This window comes from Kordia sp. SMS9, from assembly GCF_003352465.1.
GTDB lineage: Bacteria > Bacteroidota > Bacteroidia > Flavobacteriales > Flavobacteriaceae > Kordia.
In genome coordinates, this window is sequence record NZ_CP031153.1 from 2,995,391 (window position 1) to 3,008,514 (window position 13,124).

Below are 13,124 nucleotides of genomic sequence, written 5' to 3' on the forward strand. Positions count from 1 at the left end.
TTACTTTGCTTTTGTAATTGTCGTCAAAACTGACTTATCAAAAGTATAGCTTAACTCTTCAGAGATTTTGAATTCTCCTTGAGCATTCTTATTACCTACTTTTGCTTTATCTCCTTCTTTTGGAGTATCTCCTTGTTTGAGATCGGCAAAGGTTAATTTTGCTCCATCGACAGTAACAATTACAAGCTTCTTAGCGACACTCTTTGCAGCCGCTTTTGTAGCTTCAGCTCTTGTGATTGGCATCACTTTTTTAGGGTCTTTTTCACTATTAACAGCTAAACTTCTATTTGTGAAAAATTCTCCGTGTTGATTCACCCATATAGTGTCAACATCTACATTGTCGAAAACCTTTGCAGCTTTCTCTAAGTTGTTTGAACTCATAATTTCTTTTTTTAAGTCTTATTTTAAGTCTATTAGATTGTTGCAGAGACCACTCCTGCCAAGCCTCTCAATTTCTTTGGAGAGACAATAGAATTGTGTCTAACATTGTATTTTGTTGAATGTGTCTGCGTATCGATTGGATCTGTAATATTCCAAGTTCTTCCATTTGCTTTGAATGCATCTTTAGGATTAAATGCAAATGAAGCAGGAAGATCTCCAGCTTGTGCTTGTGCTCCGTAACTACGTCTTGTCAGTGTACTTACGTTGATAAGAGGTACATCAATAAAAATGAATATTTTAAAGCTTTCTAAACGTTGTTTTAGCATACCAGCTTCATCCATAGCCAAATGATTTGTTGACTTATCTTTATTTACACACCAAAACAATAAGTCATTATAGTGCTGAGAAGACAACACTAAAGTTCTGTTTGACAATGGAACTTTTTTATCATCGTAGATTGTTTTAAGATCAAGTAAGTCTTTAGGTGTAAATCGTTTACGATCTGTACCATCATTATCACCACTAGTAGTGATGATTCTAGTTTGAGCAGAGTCTGATGCTGGTGTTAAGACGTGTGCAGCCTTGGTTTGCTTTCTTTCTGCAATTGCAACTTTATGATCATCTTGCACATCTTTCACCTTATCGTAGGCAATATGTTCAGTTTCTTCAACTGTTATCTGAGTCGCTACCGTTACGTGGGTATCCAATTGAATCGGAATATCTCCATCATTTCTTTGTGCATATCCGATAGGATTCGGAATGAAATTGGTATGCACTTCAGGTTTTGCTCCAACATCCACCAAATGAATAACATCATTTGTATTTCTTTTGGCTGATGTTACAAATCTTGATTGATCTGGTATGTCTGCCAAAAATGCGCCTTGTTCTAAAGCGGTCAACTCTTTAACTAATATGTCTGTCCATATTTCTTGATTAATTCCTGCCATTGTATCGTATTTTAATTTGAATTATTGGTTAATAGCTGCACTAATCTTCGAAGTCAACATTATACTTAGCCTTGAAAAGAGCTTTAAACTCATCAAGATTAGTAGCCTTCATAGCTTCTAGTGCTCTAGGATCTTCCTCTTGGTACTTGTCCCAGTTCCATCCTTGTCTTGAAGCTGTCACTGGAGCATTTCCACCTGAAGGAATTTGACTTGTAATTGTTTGACGCACTCCGATTTTCGAGAGTACAGTATTTAAAGCCTTAATTCCAGCATCCTTTCCAACTTGCTCATACGTTGATCTCTCTTCCGCAGTGAATTTCTTATCTATATTTTGAGCCTGGTCAAGAATGGATTTCAAAGCATTTTCTTCGTCTGCTTTGACTTTGGCTTTTAAAGCATCATGATCTGTTTTCTCATCATCATACTTTTTTTGCAAATCTTGTTGCTTTGCCTGATAGTGTTCTTTGATTGCTGTGATTACAGCTGTGTCAGAAGATTGAGCCGTGACTCCACTGAGTCCTAACGCATCAATTACATCTTTTTTCATAGTATCATCATTGTTTAATGGTTCAATAATTACGGGTTTGTTAATAGGTACACTTGCCTCAGGTCTGATATCTTTTATATCTAAACTGGCCGCAAAACGATTGTATATTTCTTCAGATCCTATTTCTTGAGGATCATCTATATCAACATCAAGTATCGCCTCAGGATCAATAATTTCATCAACAAGTCCTGAAGCTTTTGCTTGTTCAGCAGAAAACCAATTATCTCCTACAAGCCACTTCTTAACATCCTTAGCAGTTTTCTTTGTTTTTGCAACAAGAAGCTTCACAAATTGTTTTTCTAATTCTGTTAGAAGATTACCAGCTTTTAAATGATCAGAAGCGGTTCCATAAGTACCTCCAGTTGGCGCATGAATCATTAAAAAACCATTCGACACAATTCTTCGTGTTTTTCCAGCTGAAGCGATAATACCTCCCATACTAGCTGCCACACCAATTGTGTTTGTGTTTACTGTAGATTTTGCTCCTATTAGAGTATTGTAAATCATATTACCATCAAAAACCCAACCTCCATAGCAATGTATCCAAACTTCAATCTCAGGATACGTACCATCGACTTTTGAAAATTCACTAAGAAACCGAACACCATCGCCACCATATATATATCCGTATATGTGAATGTTATTCTGATCTACCTTTAAAATCATGTTATACCTATTTGATAGACCAAAAATCTATACTAAAAATCTGTCAGACAAGTTTGTTTGCAACCCTTGCACAGTTCTTTGCAAGAGTTGCAAACGCTTAGTTATTAGGAGATACTATTTTCGAACTTTGTTCGAAAACAAAGACGCATGGGAAGATTGACCAATGAAAAGAAAGTTGCTCTAGCAGAACGAATGTTCATCCACGATGGCATGACAGCTAAAGCTATTGCAATTGATTTGGATACAACTGAGCAAACCATTGGGAGATGGAAAAAGAAATACGATTGGGAGTCAAGAAGAGCTGAAGCTTTGGCCGCCCCTCACAAAGTCAAGGAAATATTATTCAAAGAGCTTGAGAATATAGCCAATGGAGAAAAAAAGAAAATCGAAGCAGATGGATTGTACAAAATCTACAAAGTCATTGAAGGATTGAGTGCTCGAACATCAGTTCAAGTTGTATTGTCTGTCTTTAAAGAGTTTGATGACTGGATGATCGATCAAGATCCTGATTTGGCAATTAAATTTCTCGAATACCATAAAAAATTCCTACTCTTTAAAGCTGAACAAGTATGATACAAAGGAAAGATGAAAAGCTTATCGAAGAATACAATTTGCATTGCCGTAGAGTTGAGAGGGCGACACAATTAAAATATGGAGAATCTCCAGCGGAAAAAGCAAAACGTATCAAAAAACTTGAATCAAAATACACAGATTGGTTCGAGTATTATTTTCCGCATTATGCCACGGCAAAGTGCGCATGGTATCATGCTTTGTTTGCTAAACTACTATTGTCATTCCCAATTTGCTTTATTCTTTTTCAGGTTTTTAGATCAGGAGCAAAATCAGTTCATGCTTGTATGGGTGTTCCAATGTTTCTAATGATCAAAAAACAGCTCTTCTTTATGCTCCTGGTTGGACAAACTGAAAAGAAAGCAAAAAAGCTATTATCAGACATACAAGCTAACCTTCAATACAATCAACTGTTTATCAATGATTATGGTAAGAAAATGAGAAAAGGGAGTTGGTCGGACGGAGACTTTACAACATCAGATGGAGTTAAATTTGTGGCTCTTGGTTTTGGACAATCTCCACGTGGAATCAGAGAGCTATATAACAGGCCAGATTATATTGTAGTTAGTGATGTTGACACTAAAGAACGATGTAATAATGACAAAAGATCAGATGATGCTTATGCCTATGTTTGGGAAGATTTAAAAGGATGTTTTGATGAAGGCGGAAAATACCAAAGAATGATTGTGGAAAACAACAACTTTCACAAAAACACCATTATCAACAAGTTGGGAGTAGAATTCAAAAGACTTAGAAAGCTTGCAAGAAAAAGAAAAGAGAAACCAAGACATCATATTATTGATGTTCCAGCAGTAAAGGATCTTAAAACCTTTGAGCCAAACTGGAAGGAAAAAACAGATGCTAATTACTGGCGACGAAAGTTTGAAGAAACTCCATACAGATCATTCATGCGTGAATACATGCACAAACATATTCAGGATGGTAAGGTGTTTTCAAATGATAAAGTACTCTATAAGAAAAGAGCACAATACCGACAATATGATGGTTTAGTTGTTTACGGCGATTTATCATACAAAGATACAGGTGACTATAAAGGCATCATGTTCTTGGGGAAAATTAGAAGAGAGTATCATGTTTTATCTGTTTATAACAGACAGGAATCTAGAGCACTTGCAGCTGAATGGTTATACAATTTGTATGAAGATAAAAATCTTTCAAAATACAACATCAGATATTACATAGAAGGGCTTTTTGCGATGGATGAATTCGTTACTGATTTTGATGCTGAAGGTGATCAAAGAGGCTATCATATACCTGTTGAATCTGACGAAGATCCGAAAGGAAACAAATACGATCGAATTGAAGCAATGACAGGAATCTATCAACGTAAATGGATTTTTATTGATGAAAATATCAAAGATGATCCTGATGTAATGCTTTATGTTGAACATTTACTTGCTTTTGAAAAAGGTTCGAAGACTCCTGTGGATATACTTGACGCACAACAGGGAGGTATAAGCAAATTAAACAAAGAAACCTTTGTGAGCAAATTTGAAATTAAAACAACTTCAATTCAAGATACAATTAGAAGTAATCCTAATAGATTTTAGATATGGCAAGATTTATAACAGATACAGATTATACTGTAATCATAAGAGATGAGATTAAAGACATCCTTTTAGATCAATATTCAGAGTTCAAGCTTTTTCGAGCTGAAGAAATGGCAATAAGTCAAATTAAAAATTATCTATTTGGGAGATATGATACTGACTTAATATTTACTCCAGTAATAGGTGAGGGCATCGATACTAGAAACGCACACATTGTAATGATTACCATCGACTGCACTTTGTATCACCTTTACACATCAACCGCACCAAATAAAATACCACAACATAGATCTGATAGATATCAAGATGTCCTGAATTGGCTTAAGGATGTTTCAAAGGGATCTGCAACAGCTGATTTACCTGGCCGAACTGATGCAAATGGAAATGCAGAGATCGGTATAAAAATAACTTCTGAATATGAAAATGAGGATAACAGATGGTAACATCAAGTGTTTAATTGGTGTTTAAACCCGTTTAATTTCGTCTGTAAGCGATTATAATAAAAAATTAGCATGACTATACCACATAAAGAAAGATACGCCCGAATAGGCAGGAAATTACCAAAAGCTATTCAATCTAGCAGATCAACAGGAAAAGGCAGAGAGATTGAAAATATGAAAAACATTGTCGATCAAATTGTCAATCAATTCAAAGATCGTAGCAGGAAGAACATAAAAAAATGGAGAAACTCTCTGCTTCTTGCTGATCTTCCTGAAAAACCAAGATTAACAGCTTATCATGATTTATTAGATGATTTAATGACTGATGGGCATTTAATATCCCAAATGGAACTCAGAGAAAATTCAACTTTAAATGCAGAATTTGAAATAAGAAACCAACAAGGAAAAATTAATGAGGAAGGTACAAAGCTATTTCGGCAATCTTGGTTTTATAAATTCATGAAAGAAGCTCTTTTAAGAATTCTTAGAGGAACTAAAATTATTGAATTTGAAAGTTTCAATGGCAATAAAATAAAAATTAATACAATTCCCCAGCGAAACGCAGTTCCAACTTTGAAAACTATATTTCCAGACTTAAGCAAAGAGGATGGGATTCGATATGATGATCCATATTATGAAAATTGGGTGATTCAGATCGGGGAAGACAAAGAGCTTGGCATTCTAAATAATATTGTTCCAAATCTTATATGGAAACGCAATGTTGCGCAAAGTTGGGCTGAATTCTGTGAACGTTTCGGATTGCCAATGATAACTGCTACAACAAATAGCACAGATCCTAAAATAATTGACAATATTGACTATATGCTTAGCAAGATTGCTCAAGCCTCACGTGGAGTATTTCCTAAAGGAACAGAAATTGAGTTCAAAGAGGCGAATAGAACCGATGCTTATCAAGTATATGACAAGTTTATTGAGAGAAATAATAATGAAATTAGTGAAGCGATTGTTGGGGGTACAATGCTTACTAATAATGGAAGCAGTAGAAGCCAATCCGAAGTGCATGAACGCAATTTAGACAAAAGGTTAGCTGTGGCCGACAAGCGGTTTATTATGTTCTTGGTTAATGATGAATTAATCCCACTACTTATTAATCAAGGCTATAAGGAATTAAAAGAGGGAGATGTCTTTGTTTTTCCGAAAGGACTTGATTTGGATTTAGATAAGTTTTGGAAAATAGTCCAAGGTATATCCAAAGAGTATGAAGTAGAACAAGAGTGGATAACTAAAACTTTTGGAGTTCCAATTTTGGGTAAAAAAAAAAGTCAATCCCAACAGCCCAATAAAGTAGTAAGCTCCTATCTTAATATGTATCCTATCTCTAAGTGTTGCCCTTCAGGAATCACAGCCGCCAGTAAAAGTTTTACAAGACTTATAAATCAATACTATAACGAGCTTTTAGATCTACTATGGAACAAAAAAAACACACTATCAGCTACAGCAAAAATACATGCGCTGGAAGCCAAGGAGTTAATAAGTGGATTGCACAAAGGATGGACAGGCAGAACTTCTGTCGCATACAATACTCCTGATCACCTAGCAATGCGAATGATGGAATTCAATCTCATTGAATTTGCAGCTAGTAAAACCGAAGCTCGATTGGCTTCACTATCTGAACTTTTAGTTGACAAGGAAAAGTTTAACATTCGTTCATTTTCAGATTTTAAAGCTGAAGCAGAAAAAGTTACAGAAGACTTTAACAAAACCTATCTAGAGACTGAATACAATTTATCAGTGGCTACAGCACAAGGAGCTGCACAACAAATTCGATTCCTGGAGGAGAAAGACACCGTTACCAATTTGGTAATGTATCAGACTGCTGGAGATAGCAAAGTGCGTTCGGAACACCAAGCACTGGATGGACTTGTATTTGATTTGAACGACGATGAAACTCTTGACATTTGGACACCTAATGGATACGGGTGTCGATGTGAATTTCTGCAACATTTCCAAGACAATAACACCGTTGTCTCTAAAGCCAGTACAGCTAAAAATTTACTTGGAGATAAATTCAAAAAATCTCCATTTAACAGCAATAGACTTAAATCACAAAAAGTCTTTACAGAAGATCAGTATTATACAGACACCAATAAGATTGCTGCTAAGCTTAATAAAATGTCGTTTGATAAGGTATATAATCTTGATAGTTATTCGGTGTTTAAACAGCGTTTAAACAGCTTGAAATTAGATGCAAGCATAACTAAAGACAACATCAAAGAACTGTTTAATGGTGATGGCAAATCAAATGGATCTGACTTTATGGGGTTCTCTGATTATTTGAAGCGCAAAGTAATTTTGAAGAAGAGTGTTTTTGACGGTAATACAAAGAGCAACTACACGAAAAAGAATGAATTAAGACATCAACTATTTCCTCATTTGAAATCGGTATTAACATCTCCTGATGAAGTTTGGATCTACGGGTACGATAAAAAAGCAGCTACTTTTTTAACTAGATACATCTCATTCTATAACAACCATGCAATTGTCGTTCAACTTGGACTTGGAGATATACACATCGAGATCAAGGGCTGGCAATTGTTAAAGGATGAGAAATCTAAAAGAAAAGGGCTGTTACTCTATAACAGCAATAAATAAAAATAACCGTTTATGGGAGTAAAAGCAAAAATGGAGCTTCTGATGGAGCTAAAAAACAAGCTTTTTAACAAGAAGCTAATGGACACCAAACGGAAGCTAAAAAAAGCTTCTACTAAAATGCGTGGGAACATTGACAAATTAAAAGCGAGTCATGTTAAGGCATTCAGAACCATGCGAGATGAGATACCTCTATTTGGAAAAGCTATGGATCTTATTGGAAATCCGTATGCCCTGATTGCCGCTGGATTAATTTCACTTACACTGCTATTTGGAAAAGGATATGCCGAAGCGAAACGATTCAATCATGAGTTCCTTCAGATAAAACAGCTCAATCTCGATAAGAATTCCAAACAACTAGCCTCGTACAAGGAAAACATAAGAGATGCTGCTTTTGAGGTTGGAACTAATTTGCGGGATTCCACCAAAGCGTTTTACGATTTGCAGTCAGCTACTGGAGTATATGGAGACGATGCGGTTGCTATTTTCAAAAAAGTTGGACGATACAGTATTGCTACAGGCGCAGAGCTTGGTGACAGTATGAACGCAACAACAAAAGCCATGAAAGCCTTTGGACTTGGAGTTAAAGACATAGATTCCTTTTTGGTGAGTAATGCTAAAACCGTTCAAGTGGGGATTACCACATTTGATGAACTTGCAAGAGTGCAAACAGAATACGCAGGAGCTGCTGCTGGTGCAGGACAAACTGTGGACACAGCTAACAAAATATTTGCTGCTTTTACATCCATAGCAAAGGATAGTAATACAGCAGCTACAATGACCAAATCGGCATTTGAAGGTTTGACGCAAAAAAACACTGTTAAAGGACTTCGAAAAATTGGTATTAGTTTATACGACACCAAAGGAAACATGAGAGATTTGGGCGATGTTTTACAAGAGGTTTCTGCAAAGTTTAAAAAGATGACACCTAAACAGATCGATACTTTGATTGCTAAAATTGGCGGTCCTGAAGGACTTCGAAATTTATTCATAAAATTAAAGACAGGAGCAGACGATTTTCACAATACACTGAATGCTTTTGATTCTTCACAATATGACTTGGATGCAGCACTTAAAAATGCGCAAGGAGATGTAACTGTATTGGGAGATATTGTGCGTAATAGATTCAATACGGCCATGTCTAAGTTAGGTGAATTAATTCTGCCATTGGTGGCTCGTGGGCTACACTTTTTAAACAGCATAATTGTATCTGCCTATAACGCTTACAACACATTTACAAAGTGGCTCGATAGTGGTTCATTAGGTGCATTAATATTCAAAGGCGCTATGATAGGATTGGCAACAGCCATTACGCTTAATCTCTTACCACTTGCTCTGATGGGAGCAAAGATATTATTGGTAACAACAGCAACAACTTTATGGACTGGAGCGCAGTGGTTATTGAACACAGCAATTAAGAAAAATCCAATTGTTTTCATTTTATCTCTAATAGGAGCACTTATTGGGGCTATTGTGAAAGTGGTAAGAATGACTGAAGGTTGGGGCAAGTCATGGGTGGCTCTTAAAAAGATTGCTGGAGTCGTATGGTCACAAATGAAATTAGACTTTTTCTACTTAGTAGATTCCATCAAATACGGAATTGAAGTAGCCTGGTTAAAGTTTAAAAATATCGGTCAGCATATTGTTGGATTTGCCAAAAAAGTAAAAGAAGCCGTAGCACTTGCCTGGAGCGGTAAATTTAGTGCAGCAGCAAGTAAAATGAAAGAAAAAATAGTTACTGAGGCTGATAGACAACTTGAGGAACTTGACAAGAAGCGACAGCGACAGAATGCTGCATACAAAAAATCTACTCAAGAAAACAGAAATACTGTAAAAGAGCTAAAAAAGGATATTGGCATTAGCTGGAAAAAGGAAAAGCAGGAAGACAAGAAATCTGAAGGTTTGCTAACAGATGGTGGAGGTGATACAGGTTCAAAAGACAAGAAATCTCTAGGAAGTGTTGCAGGTGGGCAAATTGGAGATGTCACTGATAGTGCTTCAGGAGCTAAAAATATCAGTATTACTATTGATGCATTTAACAAGGGTGGTATCAATACAACCAACACAACACTCAACAAAATGAACAAGCAAGAGATTGAGCAGTGGATGGAAGAGACATTTTTACGAATGGTTAGAGCAACAGAATTAAGTTATGATTGATTTTTTTAAAACACTTGACAAGCTCAGCAGGGTTAATCAACGCTTTCCATCAAAAGCGGCCGTAATAGCGGTTAATTTTTCTAAGGAGCGATTTGTTAAGAAAGATTGGGTGGATCGCTCACGTGTGAGTTGGAAAAAAAGAAAGCGAAAAGGACGTGGAAGTACTTTAGTACGATCGGGACGGTTAAAGCGTTCCATTCGTAAATTGAGAGTGACAAGTAGTTACATCGTCATAGGAACAGATGTGCCTTATGCGCAAATACACAATGAAGGTGGAGATATAAAAAAATCTGTCAGAGTTCGGGCGCATGGCAGGCGAATCAGTAGAGGAACCAGGGGAGGACAATCCAAAGTAAAATCACATACCCGAAAAATGAATTTAAAAATTCCTAAGCGTCAGTTTATTGGTGAATCAGCTGTACTAGCCAGACGTATAGAAAGAATGCTAGAAAGAGATATTAAAAATGCATTACGATGAAAGAATTATATAAAAAAATTACAGAAAAATTGACTTCAACTGAAGCAGTAGAAGCCTATCAAGAGAGGAAACTGCCAAGGGTTAAAATGGTTGATCTGTATCGAGGTCAGTATTTTGCTTTCGAAGAGCAAGAGATCATACCGACTCCAGCTGTGCTTTATGAGTTTATTATTTCGCATGTTGATAGTATCATTACTGTGAATTTACATTTATGCTATGAGCAATTACTGGATACTAGCAATATTAGTAGATCATTAGATAATGCTTTGAAATTTTTTGATTTTGCAGATGTTACAATTGATTTGCTTTATGATTTGGAAACGGAAAAAACTGGAAAATTAGAACTTGTGTCTGAAGAGACGTTAAAAGATGATGCGATCGTAAATGTGTATTTGGTTTCATTTGTAGCGAAGATAGAGAAAAGGACACCTGAAAAGTTTAATTACGTTGAGGGAGAGCATCTTAATACAGCACGTGAAATTAAGGAGTTTGACTTTGATTAAACACTGTTTAAATACCGTTTAAAAAACAAAACCTCGCAACTTAGCGAGGTTTTGTTTATTCAATTCTTAACTGATTTTCATTCTCTAGCATGTCTATTTCTGCGGACACTCTTGGAGCTTCTATTTTAGGAAACTGGATGCCGTTGTTACTGTAAAAACCAGTAGTTGGAAATTTCCTCACGTTGAATAGCACGGGGAAATTTTTTAAAGTGCCTTTAATACAGAAGCCGCAGTGCCAAGCGTTTCTTCTTAAAAGTGGATAGTTTACTTCATACATTGAAGTTTCATTTTGCTTAGCACCACAGCACGTGCAGTAATGTCTTTTTTTCTTCTCCATAATTACTCAAGATAAAGACCTGTTGTTACTTGTGTATTATAAGCACCTCCTTCAATTGCTTCAAGATTTAACCGATCCTTAAGCTCTTTTTTACTTACCTTGGATAAGTCTATTTGTTCAATTTGATGCTCTTTGTACAGATTGCTGGCATAAATGTATTTAGAGAAAAATATCTCTTGTAATTCAGCTCTCCTTTTGTTTTTGGTTTTACGTGTTCTACATCTTTTGATTTCAAGCAAGCATGCTTTTTCAAACTGTTTTCGCATGTGTCTTCTGAAATATTCGTATGCAGATAAAACAGTAACGTAATCCAAATATTCCAAGGGTATCATAATTTCTTTCACGCCATTGGTATCTCTATACATTTGTACCCCATTAAGATCTTCTATAAAATAATCAACCAAGGCAGTAATTAACCACATTTCCATTTTAGAAGTGTATTTGAAGCGGTACTCTTGTTTTTTGATATTTTCGATATCTTGTTGATTAAGATTATATTTTTCGATGAACTTATTCAACATTTTCTTAGCAACTTCTTTTTCACCATATTCACCACGTTTTGCTAGTTCATAAACCTTAGCTATTTTTGCTCTAACCTTATCGTTCATTATGAATTGATTTTTTCAAGTTTTCTTTTTCTTATATCATTCCAGAATTCAGAACCTTCAGGATGAATTTTATTTATCATAGGCAGTATTTGTAACATGGCTATGCTATTGGCAGGTACTGAATCAAAAAAGCTCTCAATCAAATTGATCATTTCTTTTAAGTCTTTAGAGCTTGGATTAAAATGTTGATTAGGAATATCTTCCTTGTTAATTTGAGATGTACTCATATTAAGGTCGTCAGCTATTTTAAATAATATCTCATTACTCGCTGATTGAAGTATTTTTTTAAGATCTCCATCCGTTGGTGAATTAGAGAGATTATTTTTAATTCCATATTCGTTAAATATAAATTTGTAATCTTCTCGTTTTGTTCCTGAGATGCTAAATAGAATGTCAGTAATTAGGTTTAATTTATCTATCGGTTTTACAATTCTAATCATATTATTCTTGGTTCAAAATATTATAAATCGTTTTCTCTGAGATGAAAAGCTTATCAACTAATTCACTAATGATGACTTTCATTTGTTTATGATTATTATCTTCAACATATTGGTTGATAAACTTCTTACGCTTGTCTTGTAATTCTTTGTGTCGCTTCATTTGTATTCTAATGTTTAAGTCCGCAGTTACTGCAATATGGTTCTCCTTTTTTATTGTATTTCACAGGCATGTCGATTTCGCAAGAAAAACAGTGGGCTCTGACTTGCTCAACATGAGTATCTTTGCCTTTTCCAAAATCAAGGCATAATTTGACTTTTATCATACGTTTTACTTTTTACACACAAAAATGAATTGTACATCTTGCGCATTGAGCTCATTCATCTGAACAAACTGCCAGTTCTTTTTAGCCATTGAATTCAAATAGCTTTCTAAAGCTCCTTTTTGAGAGCTTTTTTTTGGTCTGATTTCTACTTTATATTTCATTACTTTTTTGGTAATAGTTGTAAAAAATTATAAACAGATATGCTTTCAATTGGAGTATAGCCATTTATTGAAATCGCTATACGGTGCGCTACACCTCTGTAATATTCATAATCTGAATCTTTCATTAAAGGAAAGTGTAGCTTCACAATATCTCTGTCTGACACTATCTCTACAATTTTTTAGATTTCACATATTCTTCAGTTAAACCATAAAACTCTAGGTTTCCACACTCAGGGCAAACATGATCTGTAAAACCATTACCTCTTGGTTTATATGCTTTTTGATCGTACGTTCCCATCCATTTGCATTTTTGTTTAGCACATTCAAAGTGTGTTGGCTGTCCTTTGTCACTAGTTCTTCTATATTTTCTTGTCGGCATAAT

At 35.4% G+C, this 13,124-nt stretch carries 16 protein-coding genes; 7 read left to right on the forward strand and 9 right to left on the reverse strand.

Going from position 1 to position 13,124, the window contains the following annotated elements:
* The 3 genes from KORDIASMS9_RS12995 to KORDIASMS9_RS13005 all read right to left on the reverse strand — a co-directional run bounded on the left by KORDIASMS9_RS12995 (position 1) and on the right by KORDIASMS9_RS13005 (position 2,541).
* The gene (locus KORDIASMS9_RS12995; RefSeq protein WP_114903245.1) at positions 1-381 is read right to left on the reverse strand and encodes a hypothetical protein; all 381 of its coding nucleotides are present in this window, start codon (positions 379-381) and stop codon (positions 1-3) included.
* Positions 382-413: 32 nt separating this feature from the next.
* Positions 414-1,280 carry a hypothetical protein gene (locus KORDIASMS9_RS13000; RefSeq protein ID WP_205317988.1) on the reverse strand — a complete coding sequence of 289 codons (867 nt, stop codon included), beginning with the start codon at positions 1,278-1,280 and terminating at the stop codon, positions 414-416.
* Positions 1,281-1,368: 88 nt separating this feature from the next.
* Positions 1,369-2,541 carry an ATP-dependent Clp protease proteolytic subunit gene (locus KORDIASMS9_RS13005; protein WP_114903247.1) on the reverse strand — a complete coding sequence of 391 codons (1,173 nt, stop codon included), beginning with the start codon at positions 2,539-2,541 and terminating at the stop codon, positions 1,369-1,371.
* 147 nt (positions 2,542-2,688) lie between these two features.
* Between KORDIASMS9_RS13005 and KORDIASMS9_RS13010 the strand changes: the two genes are divergently transcribed.
* The 7 genes from KORDIASMS9_RS13010 (at position 2,689) to KORDIASMS9_RS13040 (ending at position 10,873) form a co-directional block, all read left to right on the forward strand.
* Positions 2,689-3,114: a hypothetical protein gene (locus KORDIASMS9_RS13010; RefSeq protein ID WP_114903248.1), complete on the forward strand. Its 426-nt coding sequence runs from the start codon at positions 2,689-2,691 to the stop codon at positions 3,112-3,114.
* Positions 3,111-4,682: a hypothetical protein gene (locus tag KORDIASMS9_RS13015; protein ID WP_114903249.1), complete on the forward strand. Its 1,572-nt coding sequence runs from the start codon at positions 3,111-3,113 to the stop codon at positions 4,680-4,682. Before KORDIASMS9_RS13010 ends, KORDIASMS9_RS13015 begins: the two co-directional genes overlap by 4 nt.
* A 2-nt stretch (positions 4,683-4,684) precedes the next feature.
* On the forward strand, positions 4,685-5,125 hold the full coding sequence (locus tag KORDIASMS9_RS13020) for a phage protein Gp36 family protein (RefSeq protein WP_114903250.1): 441 nt from the start codon (positions 4,685-4,687) through the stop codon (positions 5,123-5,125).
* A 69-nt stretch (positions 5,126-5,194) separates the two neighbouring features.
* The gene (locus tag KORDIASMS9_RS13025) at positions 5,195-7,735 is read left to right on the forward strand and encodes a DUF935 family protein (protein WP_114903251.1); all 2,541 of its coding nucleotides are present in this window, start codon (positions 5,195-5,197) and stop codon (positions 7,733-7,735) included.
* A gap of 117 nt (positions 7,736-7,852) precedes the next feature.
* A complete protein-coding gene (locus tag KORDIASMS9_RS13030; RefSeq protein WP_162819935.1) occupies positions 7,853-9,892 on the forward strand; it encodes a phage tail tape measure protein in 2,040 nt (679 codons plus the stop codon).
* Positions 9,885-10,370: a phage virion morphogenesis protein gene (locus KORDIASMS9_RS13035; RefSeq protein ID WP_114903253.1), complete on the forward strand. Its 486-nt coding sequence runs from the start codon at positions 9,885-9,887 to the stop codon at positions 10,368-10,370. Before KORDIASMS9_RS13030 ends, KORDIASMS9_RS13035 begins: the two co-directional genes overlap by 8 nt.
* Positions 10,367-10,873 (forward strand): hypothetical protein, encoded by a 507-nt coding sequence (locus KORDIASMS9_RS13040; protein WP_114903254.1) that lies wholly within the window; start codon positions 10,367-10,369, stop codon positions 10,871-10,873. Before KORDIASMS9_RS13035 ends, KORDIASMS9_RS13040 begins: the two co-directional genes overlap by 4 nt.
* A 55-nt stretch (positions 10,874-10,928) precedes the next feature.
* Here the strand turns inward: KORDIASMS9_RS13040 and KORDIASMS9_RS13045 are convergent, their stop codons facing one another.
* The 6 genes from KORDIASMS9_RS13045 to KORDIASMS9_RS13060 form a co-directional block, all read right to left on the reverse strand.
* A complete protein-coding gene (locus KORDIASMS9_RS13045; protein WP_114903255.1) occupies positions 10,929-11,210 on the reverse strand; it encodes a hypothetical protein in 282 nt (93 codons plus the stop codon).
* A gap of 2 nt (positions 11,211-11,212) precedes the next feature.
* The gene (locus KORDIASMS9_RS13050) at positions 11,213-11,818 is read right to left on the reverse strand and encodes a hypothetical protein (RefSeq protein WP_114903256.1); all 606 of its coding nucleotides are present in this window, start codon (positions 11,816-11,818) and stop codon (positions 11,213-11,215) included.
* Positions 11,818-12,258: a hypothetical protein gene (locus tag KORDIASMS9_RS13055; RefSeq protein ID WP_114903257.1), complete on the reverse strand. Its 441-nt coding sequence runs from the start codon at positions 12,256-12,258 to the stop codon at positions 11,818-11,820. Before KORDIASMS9_RS13055 ends, KORDIASMS9_RS13050 begins: the two co-directional genes overlap by 1 nt.
* Position 12,259: 1 nt before the next feature.
* Positions 12,260-12,418: a hypothetical protein gene (locus KORDIASMS9_RS23300; protein ID WP_162819936.1), complete on the reverse strand. Its 159-nt coding sequence runs from the start codon at positions 12,416-12,418 to the stop codon at positions 12,260-12,262.
* Between the two features lie 168 nt (positions 12,419-12,586).
* On the reverse strand, positions 12,587-12,742 hold the full coding sequence (locus KORDIASMS9_RS23305; protein WP_162819937.1) for a hypothetical protein: 156 nt from the start codon (positions 12,740-12,742) through the stop codon (positions 12,587-12,589).
* Between the two features lie 169 nt (positions 12,743-12,911).
* On the reverse strand, positions 12,912-13,121 hold the full coding sequence (locus KORDIASMS9_RS13060; protein WP_114903258.1) for a hypothetical protein: 210 nt from the start codon (positions 13,119-13,121) through the stop codon (positions 12,912-12,914).
* Between the last annotated feature and the right edge of the window lie 3 nt (positions 13,122-13,124).